The organism is Curtobacterium sp. SP.BCp (assembly GCF_051903255.1).
GTDB lineage: Bacteria > Actinomycetota > Actinomycetes > Actinomycetales > Microbacteriaceae > Curtobacterium.
This window is the reverse complement of record NZ_CP194338.1, coordinates 3,396,665-3,423,351: the sequence shown is the minus strand read 5'-3', so window position 1 is coordinate 3,423,351 and position 26,687 is coordinate 3,396,665. Positions and strand designations below refer to the sequence as shown.

Sequence of the window (26,687 nt, the reverse complement as noted above, 5' to 3'; positions counted from 1 at the left end):
TGTGGTGGACAGCAGACTACGGCAGAAACCGACAGATGACGAGACGGCATCGATCCGGCCGCTTCGCAGGGTCACCGCCCAGGCAGACCGTAGGATCGAGGCCATGTGTGGAATCGTCGGCTACGTCGGCAGCAACAGCAGTCAGGACGTGCTCCTCGGTGGACTCCGTCGGCTCGAGTACCGCGGCTACGACTCGGCGGGCATCGCCGTCGTGGACGCCGCATCGGACCTCGCCTCGGCCAAGAAGGCCGGCAAGCTCCAGGCGCTCGTCGACGAACTCGAGTCGCACCCCATCGCGGACGGCGGCACCGGCATCGGTCACACCCGCTGGGCCACGCACGGCGGGCCGACCGACGGCAACGCCCACCCGCACCTCGCGGACGGCGGCAAGCTCGCCCTCATCCACAACGGCATCATCGAGAACTTCGCCGAGCTCCGCGGCGAGTTGCAGGCCGAGGGCGTCGAGTTCCTCAGCGAGACCGACTCCGAGGTCGCGGCGCACCTCGTCGCGCGGTCGTTCCGCGAGACCGGGGACCTGACGGACGCCATGCAGCAGGCCGTGCAGCGGCTCGAGGGCGCGTTCACGCTCCTCGTCGTGCACGCCGACCAGCCCGGCGTCGTCGTCGGTGCCCGGCGGAACTCCCCGCTCGTGGTCGGCCTCGGCGACGGCGAGAACTTCATGGGCTCCGACGTCGCCGCGTTCGTCGCGTACACGCAGCGGGCCCTCGCGATCGGACAGGACGAGATCGCCACGATCCGCCCCGACGGCGTCGACGTGATCCACTTCGACGGCTCCCCGGCGTCGCCGAGCGAGTTCGAGGTCAACTGGGACGCCTCGGCAGCCGACAAGGGCGGTTGGTCGTCCTTCATGGCGAAGGAGATCAGCGAGGAGCCCGAGGCCGTCGCGAAGACGATCCTCGGCCGCGTCCACGACGGCGCCGTCACCCTGACGGACCTCGACCCGATCGCCGAGCGCCTCGCGACCGTCGAGCGTGTCATCGTCATCGCGTGCGGGACCGCCGCGTACGCCGGCATCCTCGGCAAGTACGCGATCGAGCAGTGGGCCCGTGTCCCCGTCGAGGTCGAGCTCGCACACGAGTTCCGGTACCGCGACCCCGTGCTCGACGAACGCACGCTCGTCGTCTCGATCAGCCAGTCGGGCGAGACCATGGACACGCTCATGGCCGTCAAGTACGCCCGTGAGCAGGGGGCGCAGGTCCTCTCCATCTGCAACACCCAGGGCGCGACGATCCCGCGCGAGTCCGACGCGGTCATCTACACGCACGCCGGCCCCGAGGTCGCCGTGGCCTCGACGAAGGCGTTCATCGCGCAGGGTGTCGCGCTGTACCTGCTCGGGCTGCACCTCGCGACCCTCCGCGGGACGCTGACGGCCGAGCAGATCGCCGAGCAGGTCGCCGAGCTCGAGGGCCTCGCCCCGAAGCTGCAGCAGACCATCGACGACGCGTCCGGCATCAAGGACCTCGCCCGCTGGATGGCGGACACACGGAGCGTCCTGTTCCTCGGCCGCCACGTCGGGTACCCGATCGCGCTCGAGGGTGCGCTCAAGCTCAAGGAGCTCGCGTACATCCACGCCGAGGGCTTCGCCGCCGGTGAGCTCAAGCACGGTCCGATCGCCCTCATCGAGCCCGGGCAGATCGTCTTCGTCATCGTGCCGTCGCCGCGTGACAGCCGCTCGCTGCACCCGAAGGTGGTGTCGAACATCCAGGAGATCCGCGCCCGCGGCGCCCGGGTGATCGCCATCGCGGAAGAGGGTGACGCCGCCGTGCTGCCCTTCGCCGACGAGGTCCTGCGGATCCCGCTGGCGACGCCGCTGTTCGAGCCGCTGCTCGCGGTCGCGCCGCTGCACATGTTCGGCATGGAGCTCGCCGCGGCCAAGGGCCTCGACGTCGACCAGCCGCGCAACCTCGCGAAGTCGGTCACCGTCGAGTAGTCGCTCGTGATCATCGGCATCGGGGTGGACGTCGTCGACCTGGAACGCTTCCGTGGTGTGCTCGAGCGCACCCCGGCGCTCCGGACGCGCCTGTTCACCCCCGCCGAGCTCGTCCGCGACGGTGAACCCCGCCCTGCCGCGTCGCTCGCCGCGCGGTTCGCCGCCAAGGAAGCACTGATCAAGGCCTTCGGCACGAGCGCGGGCCTGAGCTGGCAGGAGCTCGAGGTCGTCGCGGACGACCAGCGGAACCCGTCGCTGACCCTCCACGAGGGTGCTCGGCGGGTGGCGGAGCAGCGTGGCGTGACGAGCGTGCACCTGTCGCTGTCGCACGATGGAGGGATCGCGACGGCGTTCGTGATCATCGAAGGGAAGTCGGATTGACCAGCCACTTGCGGTTGCCGCGCCGGACGGCGCGGCTGCACCCGCGCCTCCAGGTCGGAGGGGGTGACGCGCGGTGAGCGCGTTCACCGGGATCACCGTCGACCGGGAGGCTCTCATCGCGAACTACGCGACGGTCGCCGAACAGGTGGCACCGTCCGGCGTCATCGCGGTCGTCAAGGCGAACGCGTACGGGCACGGCGCGGCCGACGCCGCGCGGGCCTTCGTGGACGCCGGGGCGGAGTGGCTCGGCGTCGCGGACATCGACGAGGGGATCGCCCTGCGCGAGGCCGGCATCGACGAGGGGACCCGCATCCTCGCGTGGCTGCACGCCCCCGACGAGGACTTCCGCCGCGCCGCGCAGTACGGCATCACGCCGGCCGTCTCCAGCGTCTCGCAGCTGTCGGCAGCGGCCGACTCCGAGGTGCCCGCCGTGCACGTGTGCGTCGACACCGGGCTGAGCCGCAACGGCGCCGTCGAGTCGGAGTGGCCCGAGCTCTTCGAGACCGCCGGTCGGCTCGCCCGCAGCGGCTCCCGCACCCGTGTCGAGGGGCTCATGTCGCACCTGGCGAACGCCTCGCGGTCGGACGACCTCGACCAGGACGCCGCGCTGCAGCGTGCGCTCGACGGCCTCGCGGCGAACGGCATCGTGCCGGACATGGTGCACCTCGCGGCCAGCGCCGCGAGCATCGCCGTGCCGGAGACCCGCCGGGACATCGCGCGCGTCGGTGTCGCGCTGTACGGGCTGAGCCCCTTCGCGGACCGCACCTCGGCCGACCTCGGGCTCCGTCCCGCGATGCGCGTCACCGCGGCGGTGCTCCGGACCGTCCAGGTCCGCGCCGGCGAGGGCGCCAGCTACGGGTTCACCTGGCGCGCCGAGCACGACACCCGCCTCGCGGTCATCGGCCTCGGGTACGCGGACGGCTTCGACCGGGCGCTCGGCAACCACGTGTCGGTGCGCATCGGCGACCAGCGGTTCCCGGTCGTGGGCCGCGTCGCGATGAACGCCATGCACGTCGACATCGGTGACGCGGACGTGCAGGTCGGCGACGAGGTCGTCCTCTGGGGCGACCCGGCGAACGGCGACCCCGCGGTCGAGGAGTGGGCCGACGCCATCGGCACGATCAACTACGAGGTCGTCGCCCGCGTCGGCCGCAGCGTCGAGCGGAGGACCACGTGAGCGCGTCACTGCGACAGGCATCGGTCGACCTCGACGCCTACCGGGCGAACCTCGACCTGGTGCGCGAGTGGATGGAACCGGTCGAGCTCATGGCGATCATGAAGGCCGACGCGTACGGCCACGGGCTGGAGCCGATCGCGCTCGCCGCGGTGGACGCCGGTGTGCGGTGGATCGGCGTGCTGACCGTCCCGGCAGCCCTCCGGCTCCGGGCCATCGGCGTCGACGAGGACGTCCGCGTGTTCACGTGGCAGCACGCCCCGGACCTCGACTTCCGCGACGCGATCGACTCCGCGGTCGACCTCGGGGTCTCGAACGTACCCGAGCTGCAGCGGATCGTCGACGCCGTCGACCACCGACCCGCGCGCGTGCACCTCGGCTTCGACTCCGGCCTCCACCGTGACGGCGCGACGCCGGAGGACTGGCCGGCCCTCGTCGCCGCAGCACTCGACGCCCAGCGCGCCGGTCGGATCGAGGTCGTCGCCGCGTACACGCACCTCGCGGAGTCGTCGGACGACGAGGACACCGCCGCGGTCGCCGCGTTCGACGAGGCCGTCGAGCAGGCCGAGGACGCCGGGCTCGACCTCCCGGTGCGGCACGTCGCCGCATCGCTGGCGGGGCTCGAACGCAAGGAGTTCCGGAAGGACATGGTCCGGATGGGGGCGAACCTGTTCGGCATCCCGGGCGCGGACGGCGTCTCCGCAGCCGACCTCGGTCTGGAGGCCGTGATGACGCTGCGTGCCTCCGTCGCGAAGACGAAGCGCGTGCCCGTCGACACGGGGGTCTCGTACGACTACACGTACCGCACGACCGCGGAGACGACCCTCGCGCTCGTCCCGGTCGGGTACGCGGACGGTGTGCCGCGACTCGCGCAGGGACGGGTGCAGGTCGCGATCAACGGGAAGCGGTACCCGATCGCGGGCCGGGTCGCGATGGACCAGTTCCTCGTGGACGTCGGCGACGACGAGGTCCGGGTCGGGGACACCGTGACGCTGTTCGGCACGGGGGAGCACGGGGAGATGACGGTCCTCGAGTGGGGTGAGGCGCTCGACAGCATCGGCGAGGAGATCGTCTGCCGCATCGGTGAGCGCGTGCCCCGCGTGTACGAGGGGCACGAGGCCGAGGGGCACGTGGCCGAGTACCTCCGGGGCGAGCGATGACCGAACCGCGCGTCCTCCTCGACACCACCGTCGCCACGACGGAGGAGATGGGCGACCTCGGTGCACGGCTCGCGGGCGTCCTGCGCGCTGGCGACCTCGTCGTGCTCACCGGTCCCCTCGGCGCCGGCAAGACGACGCTCACGCGGGGCCTCGGTGCCGCACTCGGTGCCCGGGGGCAGGTCTCCAGCCCGACGTTCGTGCTCGCCCGGACCCACCCGACGACGAGCGGGCCGGACCTCGTGCACGTCGATGCCTACCGCCTGTCGGACCCGCTGGAGCTCGACGACCTGGACCTCGACTGGGACGGCTCGATCGTGGTGGTCGAGTGGGGTCGCGGCTTCGTCGACGGCATCACCGACGACGTGCTCGACGTCGAGATCGTCCGGGCGACGGGCAGCGCCGGTGACCGGGCAGCCGACGAGGACCTCGACCCGGACGACGTGCCCGACGAACCCCGGCGGGTCATCGTGACCGGTACCGGTGGCCGCTGGGCTGGCGTCCGGCTCTAGGCCCGTCACCGCAGCGCGAGCACCTGCTCCGCCACGAGGTCCGGTCGGGTGACGAACGGGTGGTGTCCCGTGGGGACGTCCACCGACCGCGTCGCCCGCGCTGCGTGGGAGCGCTGGAGGCCGACGGTGGTGCTCCGGTCCTCCGTGCACACCACGTAGGTCGAGTCGACGCCCTGCCATCCCGCACCGGTCGTCGGCGTGACGAAGGCGGTGGCGTCCTGCGCCGTCACCCGCTCCCAGCCCGCCCGCTGCGTGTCCGGGTCGGCGTCCTGCAGGAACCGCGCCCCGAACGACGCGGCGTCGTACCCGCTGACCGCGAGCCGCCCCTCGCCCCCGTCACCGATCGACACCGGGTCCGGTTCGTCGGCCATGATCGCGCCCTGGGCGGTGCCGACGTCCGGGAGGTACGAGGAGACGAACAGCAGCCGAGCGACCGCCCGGTGGCGGCCCGCCTCGGCGATCACGGTCCCGCCGTAGGAGTGTCCGACGACGACCGCGCCGTCGGGGTCGTCGACGTCGTCGAGCGCTGCACGGAGCGCGGCCGCATCGGCCACGAGGCCGGACGTCCCGTCCACCGCCGGAGCTTCGCCGCAGCTCGGGAGGGCGACCGAACGGCTCCGGACGCCAGCGCGGTCGAGCAGTGCTGCCGTGGGCGACCACCACCAGTCGCCGTCGCGGACGAGGGCGCCGTGCACGAAGAGCAGTTCCATGTCGGTGACGCTACGTCGTGGGGAGGTCGCCGTTCCGGCGTTCCGCTCACAGCGATGGAGCAACCGTCGGGGACGCCTACGATGGACGGGTGCTGCTCGCGATCGACACCTCCGCCGGGACGTCCGTCGCCGTCGTCGACCCGTCGACCGGGCAGCAGCTCGCGAGCCGCAGCACCGACGACTCCCGCCGTCACGCCGAGGTCATCGGACCCTTCCTCGCCGAGGTCCTGACAGAGGCCGGCGTCACACCTGCCGAGGTGACGGGCGTCGTCGCCGGCATGGGCCCCGGCCCGTTCACCGGTCTCCGCGTCGGCATCGCCGCCGCCCGCACCTTCGCCGCGGCGCGCGGCGTCCCCTTCCTCCCACTATCGAGTCACGACGCCGTCGCGGCCGATCAGCCCCAGACCGATCAGCCCCGGACCGATCAGCCCCAGGCCGATCAGCCCCAGACCGATCAGCCGCGGCCCGGCCCCTTCGTCGTCCTGACGGACGCGCGCAGGCGCGAGGTCTACTGGTCGGCGTACGACGCCGACGGCGTCCGCGTCGCCGGCCCGGGACTCGCCAAGCCGGCGGACCTCGACGAGGCGATCCGCGCCTCCCGTCCGGAAGCGGTCACCTGGGAGCGCGTCACCGCGGTCGCGATCCCGGCCTGGAGGCTCGGCGCGCTCGCCGCGGAACGTCTCGCCTCCGGCGCTCCCTTCGCCGACGACACCCCGCTCTACCTGCGCGACCCCGACGTGACGATGCCGGGAGCCCCGAAGCGGGTCGTCCGGTGACGGGCCTCCCCGACGGGTTGCGGCTCCGACCGGCCCACCCGCAGGACCTCGACGACATCATGTGGCTCGAGCACGTGTCGTTCCCCACGGACGCGTGGTCGGCGTCGCAGATGTCCGGCGAGCTGTACTCGCCGCACGGGTACTACGTCGTGGTCGAGACCGTGGCAGAGGGCACGGCGCCGACGGTCGTGGGGTACGCCGGACTGTCCTCGCTCGCGGGCAACCCGGTCGCCGACGTGCAGACGATCGCGGTCGCCGCCGAGCAGCGTGGGCGCGGCATCGGCAGGGTGCTCTTCACCGAGCTGCTCGACGAAGCGCGTCGTCGCGGCGTGCACGAGGTCTTCCTCGAGGTGCGGGCGGACAACCCGGTGGCGCAGGCGATGTACACCGCGTTCGGCTTCGAGCACATCGCCACGCGGCCCCGCTACTACCAGCCGGACGGCGTCGACGCGTGGGTGATGCGCGCGGAGCTGCCCGCGGCACCCGGCACCGGTTCCGTCGGGCCGATCGGACAGGAGGCGCTCGATGAGCACAACTGAACCTCTCGTGCTCGGCATCGAGACGAGTTGTGACGAGACGGGCGTGGGCATCGTCCGGGGGAACACCCTGCTCGCGAACGTCATCGCGTCGAGCATGGACGAGCACGCCCGGTACGGCGGCGTCGTGCCCGAGGTCGCCGCACGGGCGCACCTCGAGGCCATGACGCCGACGCTGCACGAAGCGCTCGACCGCGCCGGCGTCTCCCTCGACGAGCTGGACGCCGTCGCGGTCACCGCCGGACCCGGGCTCGCCGGTGCGCTCATGGTCGGGGTCGGGGCTGCGAAGGCGCTCGCGGTCGCGACGGGCAAGCCGCTGTACGGGGTGAACCACCTCGTCGGGCACGTCGGCGCCGACGTGCTGCGCTCGGACGGCTCCGAGATCGAACTGCCCACGGTCGCGCTGCTCGTCTCCGGCGGGCACACGTCGCTCCTGCTCGTGCGGGACCTCGTGGCTGACGTCGAGCTCCTCGGCGAGACGATCGACGACGCCGCGGGCGAGGCGTTCGACAAGGTCGCGCGGCTGCTCGGCCTGCCGTACCCGGGCGGCCCGCAGATCGACCGGGCTGCCGCGGACGGCGACCCGACGGCGATCCGGTTCCCCCGCGGACTGACGCTGCCGAAGGACATGGCGGCGCACCGGTACGACTTCTCGTTCTCCGGGCTGAAGACCGCCGTTGCCCGCTGGGTCGAGAAGTGCCGCGACGAGGGCCGCGAGGTCCCCGTCGCCGACGTCGCCGCGTCCTTCCGCGAGGCCGTGGTCGACGTGCTCCTCACGAAGGCCCTGAACGCGTGCCGCGACACCGGGGTCGACCGGCTCCTGCTCGGCGGCGGGGTGGTGGCGAACGCCCGCCTGCGTGCCGTCGCGACCGAACGCTGCGCAGCCGCCGGTGTCGCGCTCCGCATCCCGCCGTTCGACCTCTGCACCGACAACGGCGCGATGATCGCCGCAGTCGGTGCACGGCTCGTCGCCGAGGGGCACGCGCCGAGCGACCTCGGGATCGCCGCCGACTCGACGCTGCCGGTCACGACCGTCCAGGTCTGAGGCCCGGCGGCGCGGCTCGGCGTCCTGCACGGGCTCGGGCTCCGTGTGGAACGATGGGGGCCGGTGTCCGACGAGTGGGTGCCGGGAGGGGTGGACGCGGTGTCCGATCAGAACCAGTGGCCGAGGCCCGGCCAGTCCGACGAGCAGGCGAGCGGCGGGTACTCCGGCGCCCCGCAGCCCGACGGCGATCGTGCGTCCGACGGCAGCCGTGCGTCCGATCCGACGTCGACCCCGGCGCCCGGTGAAGCACCGAGCGCGCCGCAACCGCCGAGCGCCCCGCAGCCGCCCGAGAACCCGTACGGCCAGAACCCGTCCGGCCAGAACCCGTCCGGCGCGCAGCAGACCGGCTCGCAGCAGAACCCGTACGCGACGCCCGGGCAGGAGAACCCGTTCGCCGCGCCGGGCCAGCAGCCGGGGTACGGGGCGCCGCAGAACCCCTACGCCGCGCCGAGCAACCCGTACGCTGCGCCGAACCAGCAGCAGTACGGGCAGCCGCAGTACGGAGGCCAGCAGCAGTACGGCGGCCAGCAGCAGTACGGCGGCCAGCAGCCGTACGGCCAGCAGCAGTACGGCCAGCAGCAGTACGGCCAGCAGCCGTACGGCGGCCAGTACGCCGCGGCGGGCTACCAGCCCTACGCGCAGCGCCCGAAGACGAACACCCTCTCGATCCTCTCGATCGTGTTCGCCTTCGCCGGCATCTTCATCCCGCCGATCATCATCCTGACCAGTCCGGCCGGCGCGATCATGGGCCACGTCGCCCTCGGCAAGATCAAGCAGACCGGTGAGGGTGGACGTGGTCTGGCGCTCGCCGGCATCATCGGCGGCTGGGCGTTCACCGCGCTGTGGATCCTCTTCGTCGCGCTCATCGTCATCGCGGGCATCGCCTCCCGCAGCGGCTCGGGCTACTCCGACGACTTCGGCTCCACGGGCGCGTTCGTCCTCTGAACCCGACGCACGACCCGCACACGACGCGCCCACGACGACGGCCCCCGCACCCGCGGGGGCCGTCGCGGCGTCCGGGGGGGGGGGGGGCTAGCCGGCCACCTCGCCCAGCCGCTCGCACAGGATCGCGGTGTGCCGTCCCTCCAGGCGGGTGAGCACGAGCGTCACTGCGCGCCGCCCCCGGAGCCGCAACCGCTTCCGGAACTGCGCGGGGTCGACGTCGACCCCCCGCTTCTTGATCTCCACGGTGCCGACGTCGTCGGCGGTCAATCGTGCCGCGAGCTGCTTCACGTCGAGCGGCAGGGTGTCGACGACCCGGAACCCCTGCGCGAACGGCGTCGTGACGGCACGGTCCGACGTGACGTAGGCGATGCCGTCGGAGAGCATGCGACCGTCGATCGAGCGGGCGAGGTCCCCGATGAGCCGTGCGCGGATCACGGCTCCGTCGGGCTCGTAGAGGTAGGTACCCAGGGCGCCGACGGACACGTCCGGTGCATCGGCGGCCCCGGTCAGCTCGGCGACCCCGTGCGCCCCGATCACGGTCGCGGCGCGCCGGACCCCGTCGCGGGCGAGCGGGCCGAACCAGAGGGCCAGCTCGACGACCTCGCGGTCGACGGACACCCACTGCGCCTCGGCGGTGTCGGGGATGAGGTCGCGGTCGGTGCCCGGGCCGAGCTTCACGCCGGTCGGGGTGGTCGTCGCGGCGGCGAACACGGTGTCGAGCGACGGCGACCAGTCGTCCGGGTCGGCCAGGCGCCGGGTGTTCCCGTGTCCGGCGGTGCGGCGGGCGGGATCCATCCACACGCCGTCGACGCGGGAGAGGTCGAACGCTGCGGCGTCGCCGAGCTCCACTCGGGCGCTCGGCCACGGCGCGAGGTTGTGCGTCGCGACCGCCGCGGTGACCTCGTCGCGGTCCACCGCGGTGACGTCGAGGTCGAGCGCGGCCATCGCCATCGCGTCCCCGCCGATCCCGCACCCGAGGTCGGCGACCCGCGAGAGCCCGGCGGCGGCGAACCGGCCGGCGTGCTGCGCGGCGACCTGCAGCCGGGTGGCCTGCTCGAGTCCGGCTTCGGTGAAGAGCATGCGCGAGGCGAACGGCCCGAACTTCGCGCCCGCCTTCTGTCGGAGCTTCGCCTGGGTCAGGACGGCGGCGACGAGCCCGGGGTCGTGCCCCTCGCCGCGGAGGCGCGAGACGACCCGGACGATCTCGCCGCCGTCGGAGACGCTCGGAGTACGGTCGAGCAGGGCCATCCCCTCGGGGGTGAGCAGCTGGGCGAGTTCGGCGGCGTCCATCCTCCGATCCTCCCAGGTGCACACCGAGTCCACCGTGTTGGCACTCGGATTGACCGAGTGCCAACGACCCCCTAGAGTTGGCGTTGGCACTCTCCTGTGCGTAGTGCCAACCCGGTTTTCATCTGTACCGAGTCTGTACCGAGAAAGAAGAGGTCACCGTGGCCGTCAGCATCAAGCCGCTCGAGGATCGCATCGTCATCCGCCAGGTCGAGGCGGAGCAGACCACCGCTTCCGGTCTGGTCATCCCGGACACCGCCAAGGAGAAGCCCCAGGAGGGCGAGGTCGTGGCCGTGGGCCCGGGCCGTGTCGACGACAACGGCAACCGCATCCCGCTGGACATCGCCGTCGGCGACAAGGTCATCTACTCCAAGTACGGCGGCACCGAGGTCAAGTACTCGGGCGAGGACCTGCTGGTCCTCTCGGCCCGCGACGTCCTCGCGGTCGTCGTGCGCTGAGTCCAGCCCACTCCTCGAACGCCCCGTCGGCCACCTGGTCGGCGGGGCGTTCGTGCGTCCGCGTTCGGTCCGGCGGGTGGTCACCGAGCGTTCCTGCCGGGAGGCACGGTGCCGGTCCGCAGCGTCGGCGCCGCTTCCTAGGATGGTTCCGTGAATGAACCGACGACCGTGCGCCCGGCCCGCAGCGAGGCATCCGTCGGTGTCGTCCAGGCGATCGTGGCGTACGGGCTGTGGGGACTCATGCCGCTGCTCTTCGCGGCGATGTCCCCGGCCGGCGCGTTCGAGATCGTGGCGTGGCGGATCGTCTTCGGCCTGGTGTTCTGCGTCGTCGCGATCGCCGTGACCCGGTCGTGGCTCCGGACCCGCTCACTGATCGCCCAGCGCCGGGTGATGCTCGTGATGGGCCTGGCAGCGGTGCTCATCCTCGTGAACTGGACCGTGTACGTCGCCGCGACGACCACCGGCCACACCGTCGAGGCTGCGCTCGGGTACTTCATCAACCCGCTCGTCACGATCGCACTCGGCGTGGTCGTGCTGCGCGAACGCCTCCGTCCGGCGCAGTGGACGGCCGTGGGCATCAGCGTCGTCGCGGTCGTCGTCATCGCGGTCGGGTACGGGCAGGTGCCGTGGATCTCGCTCGCGCTGGCGTTCTCGTTCGGACTGTACGGGCTCGTGAAGAAGCGGGTCGGCGGGACGGTCGACGCGCTGAGCGGCCTGACGATCGAGACCGTGTGGCTGCTGCCGATCGCGGTGGTGGCCCTCGTGGTCATGGGCGTGACGGGCCTCGGCGGCGGTGTGACGTTCGCGAGCGAGGGCTGGGTGCACGTCCTCGTCACGGTGCTGACCGGCCCGGCGACCGCGGTCCCGCTGCTGCTCTTCGCGTCCTCGGCGCGCCGGGTGAGCCTGTCGACCCTCGGGCTGACGCAGTACCTCGCGCCGGTGATGCAGCTGCTCGTCGGTGTGGTCGTGCAGCAGGAGCCGATGCCGCCCGAGCGGTGGATCGGCTTCGCGATCGTGTGGCTGGCGCTCGTCGTGCTCACGGTGGACAGCTTCGCCGCGGCACGGTCGTCGCGGCGTCGTGCCCAGGCCGCGCCGGTGGCGGACCCGGCCTGACCCGCCGGACGCGCGCCGTGCCTCCCGGCCGGTCCTGCGGACGGTCATGCCGAGAACGCGACGCGATCCGCCCTCTCAACTGCGAAAGCGACAGTCCCCCGCGGTTGAACTGCGGGGGACTGTCGCTTTCGCGTACTGGTCGTGCCTACCTGGTCGTGCCTACTTCGAGACCGAGCCCTGGATGGCGCTCTGGTACACGGGCTTGTTGTCCGCGTCGAACTTGTAGATGCCGATGTAGGCGCTCGACGGGTCGTTGTTGTCGTCGAACGGTCCGATGCCGGACGGACCCGTGTAGTGGATGTCCTTCCCGTCCCCGAGGAGCGTCGAGCACTCCTTGAACGTCGAGCACTCGGTGCCACCGTCCGCCCCGGAGACCGCGGCCATGTTGGCCTGGATCGTGCCGGAGTCGGTGCCCTTGCCCTTCACCGCGGCGAGGGCGGCGAGCATCGTGGCGTCGTAGGACTCGGCCGCGTACGAGTAGTCGGCGAGGTCCTTGCCCGAGGACTCCTTGTAGAACGCGGCGAGCTTCTTCTTCAGGTCGTCCTTCGGCGAGGCGCCCGGGATGGTGCCCTGCGCGCCCTCGAGCGTGCCCTTGTCGAAGTCCTTCGAGTAGTCCGCGGTGTTGCCGTCGGACATGTAGATGCTCGACATCTTCGCGTTCTGCGCCTTGAGCTCCGGGATGATCGACTTCGTCTCGTCGAAGGCCAGGACGACGATCGCGTCCGGCTTCGAGTCGAGCGCCGCCGTCACCTCGGACGAGAACGTGGTCTGTCCGGGCGGGAACTCCTGGCCCTTGCCCTTGCCGCCGTAGACGACCTGGCCACCGGACGCCTCGACCGCGGCCTGCACCGAGTTGCGGAGACCCGTGCCGTAGGTGTCGTTGAAGACGAGGAACGCGACCTTGGCGTTGCCGTCACCCGTGATGAGCTGGCCGAGGGCCGAACCCTGCACCGAGTCCGGCGGAGCGGTCCGGAAGTAGTAGGACGAGTAGCCCGAGAGGTCGGTCGCGGTGTTCGCGGGGGAGATCTCCACGATGCAGTTGCTCGTGAGCTGGTCGATCACGTTGAGCGTGACGGACGAGGACTCGGCACCGATCGCGACCGGGACCTTCGCGTTGACCAGCTTGGTCGCCGCGGCGCTCGACACGGTCATGTCGTTGCTGTCGCCGGAGTCCGTCGCCGGGCTGATCGAGACGTCCTTGCCGAGCACGCCGCCGGCCGCGTTGATGTCCTCGACCGCGAGGCCCACACCGGACTCGGCGGGCGGGTTGAGGTACGCGAGCGAACCGGTGAGCGGCAGGATCGTGCCGATCTTCAGCGCGTCGGTGCTGGGGGAGTCCGGAGCCTTGCAGCTCGCGGCCGGGTCCTTCTTCGCGCCGCCGGAGGCGGACTCCGAAGGCGAGCTGCCGCCCGAGGTGGTGGAACACGCGGCGAGCAGGAGCGCTGCCGCCCCCGCCACTGCCAGTGCCGAGGTGGCACGGGTGGTTCTGATCATCCGTGGAGCCCTTTCTCTGCGCGGGGGCCGGACCGCATCGGGTCGAGCGCGGTGTCCTCCGCGTGGGATGTCGAGAAAGCTAGAGCGGATCTGTTTCGCCCGTGTGACGATCATCCACCCCTGGATGTTTCGTTACAGACCCGTGATGAAAGCTGAGCAGCCGCACAACCGTCCCGCACCCCGGATGCACGAACGCCCCGCTCCTCACTGAGGAACGGGGCGTCCGGGGCGGTCGCGCGGACCGATCAGCGGCTGTAGTTCGGGGCCTCGACGACCATCTGCACGTCGTGCGGGTGCGACTCCTTGAGCCCTGCCGGGGTGATCCGGACGAACTTGCCGCGGGCCTTGAGCTCCGGGATGGTCCGGCCGCCGACGTAGAACATCGACTGCCGCAGGCCGCCGACGAGCTGGTAGACGGCGTTCGCGACGGAGCCGCGGTACGGCACCTGGCCCTCGATGCCCTCCGGGATCAGCTTGTCGTCCGAGGGGACGTCGGCCTGGAAGTAGCGGTCCTTTGAGTACGAGGTCTTCTTGCCACGGGTCTGGAGCGCGCCGAGGGAGCCCATCCCGCGGTACGCCTTGAACTGCTTGCCGTTGACGAAGACGAGGTCACCGGGGGACTCGTCGGTGCCCGCGAGGAGCGAGCCGAGCATCACGGTGTCGGCGCCGGCGACGAGGGCCTTCGCGATGTCGCCCGAGTACTGCAGGCCGCCGTCGGCGATCACCGGGACACCGGCTTCACGCGCGGCGAGGGAGGCCTCGTACACGGCGGTGACCTGCGGGACGCCGACGCCCGCGACGACGCGGGTGGTGCAGATCGACCCGGGACCGACACCGACCTTGACCGCGTCGACGCCGGCGTCGATGAGGGCCTGCGCACCCGCACGGGTCGCGACGTTGCCGCCGATCACGTCGACACCGGCGAACGCCGGGTCGGCCTTGATCCGGCGGACCATGTCGAGCACGCCCTCGCTCTCGCCGTTGGCGGTGTCGACGACGAGGACGTCCACGCCTGCCTCGAGCAGGGCGGTCGCGCGCTGCCACGCGTCGCCGAAGAAGCCGATCGCGGCGCCGACGCGCAGGCGTCCTGCGTCGTCCTTCGTGGCGTCCGGGTACTTCTCGCTCTTGTCGAAGTCCTTGACGGTGATGAGGCCCTTGAGGCGACCGGCCTCGTCCACGAGGGGGAGCTTCTCGATCTTGTGTTCGGCGAAGATCGCGACGGCGTCGTCGGGGTCGATCCCGACCGGCGCCGTGATGAGCGGTGCCTTCGTCATGACGTCGCGCACGAGCGTGGTCTGGTGCTCGAAGGGGGCGACGAAGCGCATGTCGCGGTTCGTGATGATGCCGACGAGCTTGCCGTCGCCCTCGACGACGGGCAGGCCGGAGACGCGGAACTGACCGCAGATCGCGTCGACCTCGGCCACGGTGGCGTCGGGGGTGGTCGTCACCGGGTTCGTGATCATGCCCGACTCGGAGCGCTTCACCTTGTCGACCGCTGCGGCCTGGTCGGCGATGGACATGTTGCGGTGCAGGATGCCGATGCCGCCCTGGCGTGCCATGGCGATCGCCATGCGGGCCTCGGTGACGGTGTCCATCGCCGCGGAGAGCAGCGGGACGTGCACCTGGATGCGCTTGGTGAGCCGGGACGTCGTGGACGCCTCGCTCGGGATGACGTCGGTGTGCCCGGGCAGGAGCATGACGTCGTCGTACGTGAGTCCGATGAATCCGAACGGATCCGGCTGGTCCATGAGTCCCCTTCGTGGGCTGGGTGCCGTGGGGCGGCACCTGAAGTGGTCGAGACACCGGGAACGCAGCGACGGGTTCCGGATGAGCAATGGTAACGCGCGCGGGTGTGCGCGCATTCCGGACCGTGGCACACCGCAGAACCTGTGCAGGATCACGGTCAGGGCACGATTTCTCCAGGGAACGTGGTGGAAACACGGGGGACACAAAAACTCCCTAGGGTCCTCGACTATCCGAACGAGAGGCTCATCCGTGGGTTCCATCACTCCGCCGGGGTCAGCGCTGCGGCGCCGGTTCCGCCGAGGGGCGCCAGGCCGCAGCCGCCTGGTCCTCGCCGCAGTACTCTTCCTCGCTTTCCTCGCCACCTTCGCGGTCGACTGGGCAGTGTCGCCCGCGGCCCAGGCGGTGACGAGCAGTCCCAGCGCCAGCGCGCCTGCCTCGACCGGGCCGTGCGTGGTCAGCCCGACGAACGGGTGCATCCGCGGAACGATCCTCGACTCCGAGCGGGACCCCGCTGCGGGCGTCGCGGTGGACGTCGCGGGCGCCGGCGGTTTCGCCCAGACCGCGACCACCGACGACTCCGGTCGCTGGTCCGTGACGATCACGACGCCGGGGCAGTACACCGTCAGCGTCGACCAGGACTCCCTGCCGAAGGGCCAGTACCTGACGAACGCCGCGGACGCCGAGCGGAAGGTGACCGCGACGCTCAACGCCAACGTCGGGCAGATCTTCCAGCTCTCCGACCAGCAGGGTGCCACCACGCAGGCCGACACGAGCAGCTTCAGCTTCACGCGTGCCTGGCAGCAGTTCGCCTCCGGCATCCGACTCGGGCTCCTCATCGCGCTCGCCTCGATCGGCCTCTCGCTGATCTACGGCACCACCGGGCTCTCCAGCTTCTCGCACGGCGAGCAGGTGACCCTCGGCGGGCTCCTCGCCTACGTCTTCGCGAACCAGCTCGGATGGAACATCTGGGTGACGGGCATCGTGGTCACGCTGCTGTGCGCCGCGACCGGGTACCTCCAGGACGCGGCGATCTGGCGGCCACTCCGCCGGAAGCGGATCAGCCTGACGCAGCTCATGATCGTCACGATCGGCCTCTCGATCGCCGCGCAGTACGCCTTCCAGTACTTCTTCGGCGCCGCGACCGTCCGGATCCAGCAAGGCAACCCGGAGACGATCACGTTCGCCGGCATCACCCTCACGGTGCAGTCCTACGTCGCGATGGCGATCGCACTCGTCGTGCTCGTCGCCACCGGGCTCTTCCTCGCCAAGACCCGCTTCGGTCGAGCGACCCGCGCGGTGTCGGACAATCCGGCGCTCGCCGCGGCGTCCGGCATCGACGTCGACCGGGTGATCCGGTTCGTGTGGACGCTCGCCGCCGGCCTCGCGGGGCTGTCCGGCGTGATGCTCGGCCTCGTGCTGAACGGTGTCAACTGGCAGACCGGCCTCCAGCTGCTGCTCCTCATGTTCGCGTCGGTGACCCTCGGCGGTCTCGGCACCGCGTACGGGGCGCTCGTCGGCTCGATGATCATCGGCATCGTCGTGGAGCTCACGAACCTCGTGCTGCCGGGTGACTTCAAGTACGCCACGGCCCTCGTGATCCTCATCCTCATCCTGCTGTTCCGGCCGCAGGGCATCTTCGGTCGCGCCGAGCGGATCGGCTAAGGGAGCGCGTCATGGACTACTTCGTCAACCTGCTCAGCAGCCTCAGCCAGGAGGCCCTGGCACCCACCACGGCCGCGTTCGCCCTCGCCGCGATCGGTCTGAACGTGCACTTCGGCCTCACCGGACTCGTCAACATGGGCCAGGCGGCGTTCCTGCTGCTCGGCGCGTACGGCTTCGCGATCTCGATCACGAACGGACTGCCCTTCGTGGTAGCGGTGCTCATCGCCCTCGCGATCGCGATCGTCTTCGCGGTCATCCTCGGCATCCCGACGCTGCGGCTCCGCGGCGACTACCTGGCGATCGTGACGATCTCCGGCGCCGAGATCATCCGCATGGTCGGCCGATCGAGCCTCCTCACGGACACCACCGGCGGCTCGAACGGTATCGCCGGCTCGACCTACCGCGACCCGTTCAACGCGATCAGCCCGCTGCCGGACGGCACGACCACCATCCTGTGGTTCACGTACTCGAACAACGGCGTCAACGGCTGGTGGATCCGACTTGCGGCGTGGGGCCTCGTCGCCCTCTTCACCCTCGTGCTCTTCCTCCTCATGCGCAGCCCGTGGGGCCGTGTCGTGAAGGCGATCCGCGAGGACGAGGACGCCGTGCGCTCCCTCGGCAAGAACGTCTACTCGTACAAGATGCAGGCGCTCGTGTTCGGCGGCGCGCTCGGGGCCCTGGCCGGCGTGATCTACGTCCTGCCGAGTTCCGTGCAGCCCGACGCCATGGGCCGATCGATGACGTTCTTCATCTGGACGGCGCTCATCCTCGGCGGCGCGGCGACGGTGTTCGGGCCGGTGCTCGGCGCGGTGCTGTTCTTCGTCGTCCGACTCTTCATCCGCACGGTCGCGAGCGACTTCATCCCCGACTCGATCATGAACCAGCAGCAGGCGGAGCAGTTCTCCTACGTGCTCGTCGGCGTCGCGCTCATGCTCCTCATCGTGTTCCGTCCACAGGGACTCCTCGGCAACAAGAAGGAGCTGACGTTCAGTGTCTGAGTACAGCCACCCCAAGGCCGACCCGATCCTCACGGTCGACACCGTCACCCGTCGCTTCGGCGGCATGACCGCGGTCGACGTCGACCACCTCGAGGTCCAGCGGGGCTCGATCACCGCCCTGATCGGCCCGAACGGCGCCGGCAAGACCACGTTCTTCAACCTGCTCACCGGGTTCGACAAGCCGAGCCCCGGCGCGACGACCCGCTTCAACGGTGACACGCTGCAGAAGACGAGCGCGACGCACATCGCGAACAAGGGCATGGTCCGCACGTTCCAGCTCACCAAGGCGCTCTCGCGGCTCACGGTGATGCAGAACATGCTGCTCGGAGCGCGCGACCAGCCGGGCGAGAACTTCTTCGCCGCGCTCGTCCCCGCCCTCTGGCGACCCCGCGAGCGGGCCATCACCGCGAAGGCCGAGGAGATCCTCGCCCGCTTCAAGCTCGACACGAAGGCCGACGACTACGCCGGCTCGCTGTCCGGCGGCCAGCGGAAGCTGCTCGAGATGGCCCGCGCGCTGATGTCCGACCCGACGATGATCATGCTCGACGAGCCGATGGCCGGCGTGAACCCGGCGCTGACCCAGTCGCTCCTCGGGCACATCCAGTCCCTCCGCGACGACGGCATGACCGTGCTGTTCGTCGAGCACGACATGCACATGGTCCGGCACATCTCGGACTGGGTGGTCGTGATGGCCGAGGGCAAGGTCGTGGCCGAGGGACCGGCGGACACCGTGATGGACGACCAGGCCGTCATCGACGCGTACCTCGGCGCCCACCACGACACCGACCTGGGCGACGACTCGCTCCTCACCGAGGAGACCTACGAGGAGCTCGCCGAGGAAGTCAAGGAAGAAGACGAGCAGGAGGCGACCCGATGACCGACGCACCGAACGCTGCGGACGCGAGCCGCGCCTCCAGTCCGGAAACGCCGCAGGCGCCGGAAACGCCGCAGGCGGCGACCGCCACCCTGGACCGCGAGCCGGTCCTGAGCGCGAAGAACCTCGTCGCCGGCTACCTGCCCGGGGTGAACATCCTCAACGGCTGCGACCTCGACTGCTACCCCGGCGAGCTCATCGGCATCATCGGCCCGAACGGCGCCGGCAAGTCGACGCTCCTCAAGGCGCTCTTCGGCCTCGTCTCCATCCGTGAGGGGTCCGTGAGCCTGCAGGGTGAGGACATCACGAACCTCAAGGCGAACAAGCTCGTCCAGGCGGGCGTCGGCTTCGTCCCGCAGACGAACAACGTGTTCCCGTCGCTCTCCATCGAGGAGAACCTGCAGATGGGGCTGTACCTCCGGCCCCGGAAGTTCGGCGAGCGCCTCGAGGTCATCTACGACCTCTTCCCGGTGCTCGCGCAGCGCCGCAACCAGCGGGCGGGCTCGCTCTCCGGCGGTGAGCGGCAGTCGGTCGCGATGGCCAGGGCGCTCATGATGGACCCGAAGGTGCTGCTCCTCGACGAGCCGAGCGCCGGACTGTCTCCCGTTCGGCAGGACGAGACGTTCATCCGCACACGCCGGATCAACAAGGCCGGTGTGTCGATCATCATGGTGGAGCAGAACGCGCGACGCTGTCTGCAGATCTGCGATCGTGGGTACGTGCTCGACCAGGGGAGGAACGCGTACTCGGGCACCGGGCGTGAGCTCGCCGACGACCCGAAGGTCATCGAGCTGTACCTGGGCACGCTCGCCAAGGACGTCGACTCGGCGCGGTAGCGCCGGTCGGCCGCGGGTCCCGCTGTGGGGGTGGGATCCGCACCGGGTGGGGCCGTGCGTGGACGCTCCGCGCCGCACGGCCCCATTCCCGTGTCGGTGGCCGCCCGTGGGGGCCGCGCCGCCGGTCGGGTCGGCCACGCCCCCTCGCCCACGCCCCCTCGGCGACGGACTGGAGGCACGAGTCGGCTCCGACGGTCGGCTACCGTGGTGCAGGTGCGCACTCCAGGTCCCCGCGCGCTCGACGCCGTCGTCTGGCTGCTCTTCGTCGCCCTGTTCGTCGGCGCCGCGCTGCTCGTGAAGGTCGCCGCGGTGCTGCTCGTCGTCCTCGTGGTGCTCGCGGTCCTGCTCGGCCTCACGTTGCGGGTCCTGCGGAAGCGTCGGTCGCGCGGCTGATCGCAGTTCATCCTCCGGGACGACAGCGCTCACCCGCGGCCCCGATCCGCCGCGGGCACCCTGCCGCCACGCTGAGTGCGTGCCCACGCTCATCAACGACCCTCGCGTCCTCGCGGTCACCGTCCGACCACGGCGCGAGCCGCTGGTGCCCGTGGCCGACCTCGGTGTCCGCACGACCTCGACCGGTGTCGGCGGGCTCGTCCGCCGCGGGGTGGCGGAGCGCCTCGCCCGTGCCGACCGCGCCCTGCCCGCCGGCGTGCACCTGCTCGTCGGCGAGGGGTACCGGACGCTCGCGGCCCAGCACGCGATCATCGCCGACTACCGTGCGACCCTCGCCGCCCTCCACCCCGGCGTCACCCCGGGCGAGCTCGACGACCTCGTCTCCCGCTTCGTCGCACCCGCGCAGGCGGCGCCGCACGTCGCCGGTGCGGCGGTCGACTGCACCCTCGTGGACGACGACGGCGACCAGCTCTGGATGGGCACGGCGATCGACGACACCCCCGAGCAGAGCGGCGGCCGGTGCTTCACGGGCTCGCCGGACATCGACGACGAAGCCCGGGCGAACCGAGCGCTCATGGCCTCGGTCCTCGAACCGGTCGGCATGGTGAACTACGAGACCGAGTGGTGGCACTGGAGCCACGGCGACCGGTACTGGGCACACCGGACGGGAGCCGCCGCCGCGCGGTACGCGGCGGTCCCGGAGGCGTCCGACGCCGCACGGTCCAGGGCGGTCCCGGAGGGGGCCGGCGCCGCGGTGCGCAGCGCCGGTGCGGTGGACCCTCGGGCCGTCGCATGACCGTCCTCGCGGCGCCGGTGCCGACCACACCGACGGTCGGGCCGCTCCGCACCGTGCACCCCGCCGCGATCGCCGCGAACGTCCGCCGGGTCACCGCCCGCGGGCACGACCTCGTCGCCGTGGTGAAGGCCGACGGCTACGGCCACGGCGCCGAGGTCGTCGGTCGCACGGCGCTCGCCGCGGGGGCGTCTGCACTCGGCACCGCGACCCTCGCCGAGGCGCTCGTGCTCCGGGCCGCGGGCATCGACGCCCGCCTGCTCTGCTGGCTGCACCTCCCCGGGGCCGACTTCGCCGCCGCCGCGCGGGAGCGGATCGAGGTCGCGGTCGGCGACGAGGCGACGCTGGCCGCCGTGACGGACGCCGGACGGCTGACCCGCACCCCCGTCGTCGTGCACCTCCACGTCGACACCGGGATGGCGCGCGAGGGCGCCGAACCCCACCGCTGGCAGGGCCTCCTCGACGCCGCAGCCGCTGCCGAGCGAGCCGGTCACGTGGTCGTGCGGGCGGTGATGGGGCACGTGCCGAACGCCGACCGTGCCTCGGCGTCGCGCGCGGCGACCCTCCTGCGGCTCGCCGGACTCGCGGCCGACCTGACGCTCGGGCACCCGGTCGACCTGCACCTCGGCGGGACCCCGGCCGCGTTCGCCGGGGCCGACCTGGCCGGCATCGCCGTGCGGGTCGGGGCGGCGCTCGTCGGCATCGGCCCCGCCGGTGCCGGACTCGTCCCCGCGATGACGGTCACCGCGCCGGTCGTCGCGGTGCGCTCGGTCCGTGCGGGCACCCCGGTCGGGTACGACGGCACGTGGACGGCGCCGCGGGACGCCGTGCTCGCCGTGCTGCCGGTCGGGTACGCCGACGGTGTGCCCCGCGCCGCGTCGGGGTCGGCGCGGGTGGGCCTCCGCGGGCAGCTCGTGCCCGTGGTCGGTCGGATCAACATGGACCAGGTCGTGCTCGACGTGACCGGGCTGCCCGGGTCACCCGTGGTGCCCGGAGAGGTCGCCACGCTGATCGGACCCGCGGGCGTGCCCGCCGGCACCGGGCCGACCGCCGCGGACTGGGCCGCCTGGGCCGACACGAACCCCCACGAGATCGTCACCGGACTCGGCGGCCGCATCGCGCGCACCGTCGCCACCACGAACAGCAGGAGCACCGCATGAGCACCACCGAGCCCGTCCGCGTCGTCGTCATCGGCGGCGGCGCCAACAGCGAGCACGAGGTGGGGCTCGCGAGTGCCGCCTCGGTCGCGGCCGCCCTCGACCCGACGAGGTACGAGGTCGCGCGCCTGACGATCGACCGCGACGGCGGGTGGCGCTCGGCCGACCTGCCGTGCTCCTTCCCCGAGGCCGCAGCGGTGCTCGCATCCGCCGACGTCGTGTTCCCCGCGGTGCACGGGCCGGACGGCGAGGACGGCTCGCTCGCCGCCCTCGCCCGGCTCGCCGGCGTGCCCGTCGTCGGGTCCCCCGTTGGTGCCGGGGCGATCGCGATGGACAAGTGGGCGACGAAGCTCGTCGCGGAGGCATCCGGTGTCGCGGTCGCACCGGGCGCACTGCTGACCCGCACCGAGGCGCGCTCGGCCGATGCCACCGCGCTCGCGGCGACCGTCGGTCCGCTGCCCTGGATCGTCAAGCCCGTGGCCGGCGGGTCGAGCTTCGGTGTGAGCCGCGTCGACGCCCCGGAACAGCTCGACGCCGCGCTCGCCGAGGCCTCCGCCCACGACGACCGTGTGCTCGTCGAGCGGATGGTCTCGGGCCGCGAGGTCGACGTCGCCGTGCTCGAACGCCCGGACGGGTCGCTTGTCGTGGGCCCGCCGCTCGAGGTGCTGAACGCGGCGGACGGCTTCTTCGACGCCGACACCAAGTACGACGGCTCCGCCCGGTTCGCGCTACCCGCACCGCTCGACCCTGCCGTCGCGGACCGCATCGAGGCAGTCGCCCGGACGCTGTTCACCCGCCTCGGCTGCGCCGGTCTCGCGCGGGTCGACTGCTTCGTCACCCCCGAGGGCGCGGTCGTGCTCAACGAGGTGAACACGATGCCCGGACTGACCGCGCAGTCCCAGCTGCCGAAGATGTTCGCGTCGGTCGGGGTCGAGTACCCCGACCTGCTGTCCGACCTGGTCGAGACCGCACTGCGCGGGGCGGGACGCACGACCGGTCCGGCACCGTCCACCCGGTCGGGGACCGCCGTGGAGGCCGCCCGGTAGGCTGTGCGCGTGAGTGAAGTCGAGATCGGTGCAGGCAAGCGCGGACGACGGGCGTACGCGTTCGACGACATCGCGGTGGTCCCCTCGCGACGCACGCGAGACCCGCGCGACGTCAGCGTGCAGTGGACGATCGACGCGTTCACCTTCGAGTCGCCGATCCTCTCCGCCCCGATGGACTCCGTCGCCTCCCCGGCCACGGTCATCCAGATGGGCAAGCTCGGCATCCTCGGCGTGCTCGACCTCGAGGGCCTGTGGACCCGCTACGAGGACCCGGCGCCGTACTACGAGGAGATCAAGGCCCTCGCCGACGGCAACGTCACCAAGCGCATGCAGGAGATCTACTCGGAGCCGATCAAGGCCGAGCTGATCACCGCACGTCTGGCCGAGATCCGTGCCGCTGGTGTCCCCGTCGCTGGCTCGCTCAGCCCGCAGCGCACGCAGGAGTTCTCGCAGACCGTCGTCGACGCCGGAGTCGACCTGTTCGTCATCCGCGGCACGACCGTCTCGGCCGAGCACGTCTCGCAGGACGAGGAGCCCCTCAACCTCAAGAAGTTCATCTACGAGCTCGACGTCCCCGTCATCGTCGGCGGTGCCTCGACCTACACGTCGGCGCTCCACCTCATGCGCACCGGTGCCGCGGGCGTCCTCGTCGGTTTCGGCGGCGGCGCCGCGTCGACCACCCGGGCCGCGCTCGGCATCCATGCGCCGATGGCGACCGCGGTGGCGGACGTCGCCGGTGCACGCCGTGACTACATGGACGAGTCCGGCGGGCGGTACGTCCACGTCATCGCCGACGGCGGGCTCGACACCGCGGGCGACGTCGTCAAGGCGATCGCCACGGGCGCCGACGCCGTCATGCTCGGCACCGCGCTGGCCCGGGCGACCGAGGCCCCCGGCGGTGGCTTCCACTGGGGTGCCGAGGCGCACCACCCGGAGCTGCCCCGCGGCCGTCGGGTCGAGGTCGGCACGATCGCCCCGCTCGAGAACGTCCTGCACGGCCCGACCCCCACCTGGGACGGCCGCGCGAACATCGTCGGCGCCCTGCGTCGGTCGATGGCGACGACCGGATACTCCGACGTCAAGGAGTTCCAGCGAGTAGAAGTGGTCGTGGCGCCGTACCACCAGCAGTGACGCTCCGGCGCCGACCGTGAACCGGAGGCGACCATGGCGAAGGCAACGACCACCAGCACCACGACCGACGGCCTGCCCGGCGGTGTCGGGTTCGACCCGACCGTGAAGCTCGGACCCGACGAACGCGCGGCCGCGATCGCGGCGCTCAAGGAGCACGAGGTCGACGTCCTCGTCGTCGGTGGTGGCATCGTCGGGGCCGGCAGCGCACTCGACGCCGCCACCCGTGGTCTGAGCGTCGGCATCGTCGAGGCCCGTGACTGGGGTTCCGGGACGTCGAGCCGCTCGTCGAAGCTCGTGCACGGCGGCATCCGCTACCTCGAGCAGCTCAACTTCGCCCTCGTCCGCGAGGCACTGATCGAACGCGGCCTGCTCCTCCAGCGCATCGCCCCGCACCTGGTGAAGCCCGTCCGCTTCCTCTACCCGCTCAACCACCGCGTGTGGGAGCGCTTCTACATCGGCATCGGCATGGCGATGTACGACGTGTTCAGCTGGTCCGGTGGCCGTCCGCCGGGAGTCCCGCACCACCGGCACCTCAGCCGCAAGCAGGTGCTCAAGAACATGCCGGGCCTCAAGAAGGACGCCTTCGTCGGCGGCATGACGTACTACGACGCCCAGGTCGACGACGCACGCTACGTCGCCTCACTCGTCCGCACCGCGGCGTCGTACGGTGCCCACGCCGCGAGCCGGGTCCGCATCGAGGGCTTCATCAAGGTCGGGGAACGCGTCGTCGGTGCCCACGCGCACGACATCCAGACCGGCGAGAAGTTCGACATCCGGGCGAAGCAGGTCGTCAACGCGACGGGCGTCTGGACGGACGACACTCAGGCGATGGTCGGCACCCGCGGGCAGTTCAAGGTCCGTGCGTCGAAGGGCGTGCACCTCGTCATCCCGCGCGACCGCTTCCAGTCGAACACGGGCATGATCCTCCGCACCGAGAAGAGCGTCCTCTTCGTGATCCCGTGGGGTCGGCACTGGCTCGTCGGCACCACCGACACCGACTGGAACCTCGACAAGGCACACCCGGCGGCGACAGCGGCGGACATCGACTACATCCTCGAGCACGTCAACAAGGTGCTCGCGGTCCCGCTCACCCGCGAGGACGTCGAGGGCGTCTACGCCGGCCTCCGTCCGCTGCTCGCGGGGGAGTCCGACCAGACCTCGCAGCTCAGCCGCGAGCACGTCGTCGCGCACACCGCACCAGGCCTGGTGGTGGTCGCGGGCGGCAAGTGGACGACCTACCGCGTGATGGGGAAGGACGCCATCGACGAGGCCGTCGCCGCGATGGACGGCAGGATCCCGGAGTCGACGACCGAAGACATCCCGCTGCTCGGTGCCGAGGGCTACCCCGCCGCGTGGAACCGCCGCGGCCGGACGGCCCGGCAGGTCGGCGTGCACAAGGTCCGGATCGAGCACCTGCTCAACCGCTACGGCACCCTCGCGACCGAGGTGCTCGCGCTCGTCGAGCAGGACCCCTCGCTCGCCGAGCCCCTGCCGCAGGCCGACGACTACATCGGGGCCGAGGTCGTGTACGCGGCCTCGCACGAGGGCGCACTGCACCTCGAGGACGTCCTCGCCCGCCGCACCCGCATCTCGATCGAGGCGTGGGACCGCGGGGAGTCGGCGGCCCCGGTCGCGGCGAAGCTCATGGCCGACGTCCTCGGCTGGGACCAGGAGACCACCGAGAACGAGGTCTCGAACTACCTCAAGCGCGTCGCCGCGGAGCGCGAGTCGCAGCTCCAGCCCGACGACGAGTCCGCGGACCGCGTGCGCCTCGAGGCGCCGGACATCGCGTTCGGCTTCGATGAGGACGACGTCGTCGTCGGCGGTGGCCGGTCGAGCAGCGCAGACGGCGCGAAGGCGTCCGACGAGCAGGTGGTGGGGGAGAAGACGAGCGAACCCCGGTAGGCGACGGACGTCGCCGACCCGCACCGTGCCTCCAGACCGGCCTGGAGGCGCGGTGCGCGCCCGTCAGGCAGCCGCGCCCTGGTCGGACGCTCGCGCCTGGTCCGCGCGCTGTCGCGTCCGCCGTCGCGTGCGCTCGGCGGTGGCCGTGAGGACCGCGAGCAGCGCGACCACCGCGGCCGCGCTCGTGCAGCCGAGCACCGTCGGCCAGACGGTGTGCGGGCCACCCGAGCCCGGGTACGAGTCCGCGAGGTCCATGCCGAGGAACCACGACGACTGGAAGACCGCGGCCGCGCCGAGGACCACGAGGCCGAGGTGGAGGACCGTGACCACGGTCGTCGGCAGGTGCTGCCGGATGCCGAGGACGCCGACGCCGATGCCGAGGATCGCGCCGATGCCCGCGACGACCAGCACGCCGACGAGGTCCTGCGTGGAGGAGTTCCCCATCGCGTCGACGTGCGCGTAGACCGCCGCGAGCGGGCGACCCGGTGCGACCGAGAGCGGCTCTGCCACGAGCGCGTTGACCGCGAGCAGCGCGGCGTAGGTGACGACGACGGCGGCACCCGCGATCGAGACGGTCCTGGAGGTCATGCCGCGACCGTAGCCCCGC

26 protein-coding genes are annotated in these 26,687 nt (G+C 71.7%); 21 read left to right on the top strand and 5 right to left on the bottom strand.

Annotated features, from left to right (window positions below; genetic code table 11):
* The first annotated feature begins 103 nt into the window (after positions 1 to 103).
* The 5 genes from glmS (at position 104) to tsaE (ending at position 5,175) form a co-directional block, all read left to right on the top strand.
* On the top strand, positions 104 to 1,951 hold the full coding sequence (glmS, locus tag ACRQ4C_RS16360; RefSeq protein WP_439689437.1) for a glutamine--fructose-6-phosphate transaminase (isomerizing): 1,848 nt from the start codon (positions 104 to 106) through the stop codon (positions 1,949 to 1,951).
* Between the two features lie 6 nt (positions 1,952 to 1,957).
* Positions 1,958 to 2,332 carry a holo-ACP synthase gene (locus ACRQ4C_RS16355; RefSeq protein ID WP_290133597.1) on the top strand — a complete coding sequence of 125 codons (375 nt, stop codon included), beginning with the start codon at positions 1,958 to 1,960 and terminating at the stop codon, positions 2,330 to 2,332.
* Positions 2,333 to 2,405: 73 nt separating this feature from the next.
* Positions 2,406 to 3,509, top strand: a complete 1,104-nt coding sequence (alr, locus tag ACRQ4C_RS16350) for an alanine racemase (protein ID WP_439689436.1) — start codon at positions 2,406 to 2,408, stop codon at positions 3,507 to 3,509.
* Positions 3,506 to 4,666 carry an alanine racemase gene (gene alr, locus ACRQ4C_RS16345; protein WP_439689435.1) on the top strand — a complete coding sequence of 387 codons (1,161 nt, stop codon included), beginning with the start codon at positions 3,506 to 3,508 and terminating at the stop codon, positions 4,664 to 4,666. Before alr (ACRQ4C_RS16350) ends, alr (ACRQ4C_RS16345) begins: the two co-directional genes overlap by 4 nt.
* A complete protein-coding gene (tsaE, locus tag ACRQ4C_RS16340; protein ID WP_290133600.1) occupies positions 4,663 to 5,175 on the top strand; it encodes a tRNA (adenosine(37)-N6)-threonylcarbamoyltransferase complex ATPase subunit type 1 TsaE in 513 nt (170 codons plus the stop codon). Before alr (ACRQ4C_RS16345) ends, tsaE begins: the two co-directional genes overlap by 4 nt.
* A 5-nt stretch (positions 5,176 to 5,180) precedes the next feature.
* Here tsaE and ACRQ4C_RS16335 read toward each other — a convergent pair whose 3' ends face one another.
* Entirely contained in the window at positions 5,181 to 5,885 is a 705-nt protein-coding gene (locus ACRQ4C_RS16335) for an alpha/beta hydrolase (protein ID WP_439689434.1), read from the bottom strand.
* Between the two features lie 89 nt (positions 5,886 to 5,974).
* Here ACRQ4C_RS16335 and tsaB point away from each other — a divergent pair, with 89 nt between their 5' ends.
* From tsaB to ACRQ4C_RS16315, 4 genes are all read left to right on the top strand, one after another.
* On the top strand, positions 5,975 to 6,661 hold the full coding sequence (gene tsaB, locus ACRQ4C_RS16330) for a tRNA (adenosine(37)-N6)-threonylcarbamoyltransferase complex dimerization subunit type 1 TsaB (RefSeq protein ID WP_439689433.1): 687 nt from the start codon (positions 5,975 to 5,977) through the stop codon (positions 6,659 to 6,661).
* Complete coding sequence (gene rimI / locus ACRQ4C_RS16325) at positions 6,658 to 7,200, top strand: ribosomal protein S18-alanine N-acetyltransferase (RefSeq protein WP_439689432.1); 543 nt, start codon at positions 6,658 to 6,660, stop codon at positions 7,198 to 7,200. The genes tsaB and rimI overlap by 4 nt, the downstream gene beginning before the upstream one ends.
* Positions 7,187 to 8,242 (top strand): tRNA (adenosine(37)-N6)-threonylcarbamoyltransferase complex transferase subunit TsaD, encoded by a 1,056-nt coding sequence (tsaD, locus tag ACRQ4C_RS16320; RefSeq protein WP_439689431.1) that lies wholly within the window; start codon positions 7,187 to 7,189, stop codon positions 8,240 to 8,242. Before rimI ends, tsaD begins: the two co-directional genes overlap by 14 nt.
* A 63-nt stretch (positions 8,243 to 8,305) precedes the next feature.
* Positions 8,306 to 9,187 carry a DUF4190 domain-containing protein gene (locus ACRQ4C_RS16315; RefSeq protein ID WP_439689430.1) on the top strand — a complete coding sequence of 294 codons (882 nt, stop codon included), beginning with the start codon at positions 8,306 to 8,308 and terminating at the stop codon, positions 9,185 to 9,187.
* A gap of 87 nt (positions 9,188 to 9,274) precedes the next feature.
* Here ACRQ4C_RS16315 and ACRQ4C_RS16310 read toward each other — a convergent pair whose 3' ends face one another.
* Complete coding sequence (locus ACRQ4C_RS16310) at positions 9,275 to 10,477, bottom strand: class I SAM-dependent methyltransferase (RefSeq protein ID WP_439689429.1); 1,203 nt, start codon at positions 10,475 to 10,477, stop codon at positions 9,275 to 9,277.
* A gap of 158 nt (positions 10,478 to 10,635) precedes the next feature.
* Here ACRQ4C_RS16310 and groES point away from each other — a divergent pair, with 158 nt between their 5' ends.
* Both groES and rarD read left to right on the top strand, forming a co-directional pair.
* Positions 10,636 to 10,932: a co-chaperone GroES gene (gene groES, locus ACRQ4C_RS16305; protein ID WP_022904625.1), complete on the top strand. Its 297-nt coding sequence runs from the start codon at positions 10,636 to 10,638 to the stop codon at positions 10,930 to 10,932.
* A gap of 150 nt (positions 10,933 to 11,082) precedes the next feature.
* On the top strand, positions 11,083 to 12,045 hold the full coding sequence (gene rarD / locus ACRQ4C_RS16300; RefSeq protein ID WP_439689428.1) for an EamA family transporter RarD: 963 nt from the start codon (positions 11,083 to 11,085) through the stop codon (positions 12,043 to 12,045).
* A gap of 159 nt (positions 12,046 to 12,204) precedes the next feature.
* Here the strand turns inward: rarD and ACRQ4C_RS16295 are convergent, their stop codons facing one another.
* Together ACRQ4C_RS16295 and guaB are read right to left on the bottom strand one after the other, a co-directional pair.
* Complete coding sequence (locus tag ACRQ4C_RS16295) at positions 12,205 to 13,539, bottom strand: ABC transporter substrate-binding protein (RefSeq protein ID WP_290133607.1); 1,335 nt, start codon at positions 13,537 to 13,539, stop codon at positions 12,205 to 12,207.
* 245 nt (positions 13,540 to 13,784) lie between these two features.
* Complete coding sequence (gene guaB / locus ACRQ4C_RS16290; RefSeq protein ID WP_400412256.1) at positions 13,785 to 15,287, bottom strand: IMP dehydrogenase; 1,503 nt, start codon at positions 15,285 to 15,287, stop codon at positions 13,785 to 13,787.
* Positions 15,288 to 15,735: 448 nt separating this feature from the next.
* Between guaB and ACRQ4C_RS16285 the strand changes: the two genes are divergently transcribed.
* The 10 genes from ACRQ4C_RS16285 to ACRQ4C_RS16240 all read left to right on the top strand — a co-directional run bounded on the left by ACRQ4C_RS16285 (position 15,736) and on the right by ACRQ4C_RS16240 (position 26,080).
* Positions 15,736 to 16,947, top strand: coding sequence for a branched-chain amino acid ABC transporter permease (locus ACRQ4C_RS16285; protein ID WP_290133609.1), 1,212 nt, complete (start codon positions 15,736 to 15,738; stop codon positions 16,945 to 16,947).
* A gap of 11 nt (positions 16,948 to 16,958) precedes the next feature.
* Complete coding sequence (locus ACRQ4C_RS16280; RefSeq protein ID WP_290133610.1) at positions 16,959 to 17,945, top strand: branched-chain amino acid ABC transporter permease; 987 nt, start codon at positions 16,959 to 16,961, stop codon at positions 17,943 to 17,945.
* The gene (locus ACRQ4C_RS16275; protein WP_058725420.1) at positions 17,938 to 18,822 is read left to right on the top strand and encodes an ABC transporter ATP-binding protein; all 885 of its coding nucleotides are present in this window, start codon (positions 17,938 to 17,940) and stop codon (positions 18,820 to 18,822) included. Before ACRQ4C_RS16280 ends, ACRQ4C_RS16275 begins: the two co-directional genes overlap by 8 nt.
* The gene (locus tag ACRQ4C_RS16270) at positions 18,819 to 19,655 is read left to right on the top strand and encodes an ABC transporter ATP-binding protein (protein ID WP_439689427.1); all 837 of its coding nucleotides are present in this window, start codon (positions 18,819 to 18,821) and stop codon (positions 19,653 to 19,655) included. Before ACRQ4C_RS16275 ends, ACRQ4C_RS16270 begins: the two co-directional genes overlap by 4 nt.
* Before the next feature lie 213 nt (positions 19,656 to 19,868).
* The gene (locus ACRQ4C_RS16265; RefSeq protein ID WP_400412260.1) at positions 19,869 to 20,048 is read left to right on the top strand and encodes a hypothetical protein; all 180 of its coding nucleotides are present in this window, start codon (positions 19,869 to 19,871) and stop codon (positions 20,046 to 20,048) included.
* A 79-nt stretch (positions 20,049 to 20,127) separates the two neighbouring features.
* Positions 20,128 to 20,844, top strand: a complete 717-nt coding sequence (locus ACRQ4C_RS16260) for a M15 family metallopeptidase (RefSeq protein WP_439689426.1) — start codon at positions 20,128 to 20,130, stop codon at positions 20,842 to 20,844.
* Positions 20,841 to 22,001, top strand: a complete 1,161-nt coding sequence (gene alr, locus ACRQ4C_RS16255; protein ID WP_439689425.1) for an alanine racemase — start codon at positions 20,841 to 20,843, stop codon at positions 21,999 to 22,001. Before ACRQ4C_RS16260 ends, alr (ACRQ4C_RS16255) begins: the two co-directional genes overlap by 4 nt.
* On the top strand, positions 21,998 to 23,044 hold the full coding sequence (locus tag ACRQ4C_RS16250) for a D-alanine--D-alanine ligase family protein (protein ID WP_439689424.1): 1,047 nt from the start codon (positions 21,998 to 22,000) through the stop codon (positions 23,042 to 23,044). Before alr (ACRQ4C_RS16255) ends, ACRQ4C_RS16250 begins: the two co-directional genes overlap by 4 nt.
* A gap of 9 nt (positions 23,045 to 23,053) precedes the next feature.
* Positions 23,054 to 24,175 (top strand): GuaB3 family IMP dehydrogenase-related protein, encoded by a 1,122-nt coding sequence (locus ACRQ4C_RS16245; RefSeq protein ID WP_400412269.1) that lies wholly within the window; start codon positions 23,054 to 23,056, stop codon positions 24,173 to 24,175.
* Between the two features lie 33 nt (positions 24,176 to 24,208).
* The gene (locus tag ACRQ4C_RS16240; protein ID WP_439689423.1) at positions 24,209 to 26,080 is read left to right on the top strand and encodes a glycerol-3-phosphate dehydrogenase/oxidase; all 1,872 of its coding nucleotides are present in this window, start codon (positions 24,209 to 24,211) and stop codon (positions 26,078 to 26,080) included.
* 63 nt (positions 26,081 to 26,143) lie between these two features.
* Here the strand turns inward: ACRQ4C_RS16240 and ACRQ4C_RS16235 are convergent, their stop codons facing one another.
* Entirely contained in the window at positions 26,144 to 26,668 is a 525-nt protein-coding gene (locus ACRQ4C_RS16235; protein WP_290133618.1) for a hypothetical protein, read from the bottom strand.
* Between the last annotated feature and the right edge of the window lie 19 nt (positions 26,669 to 26,687).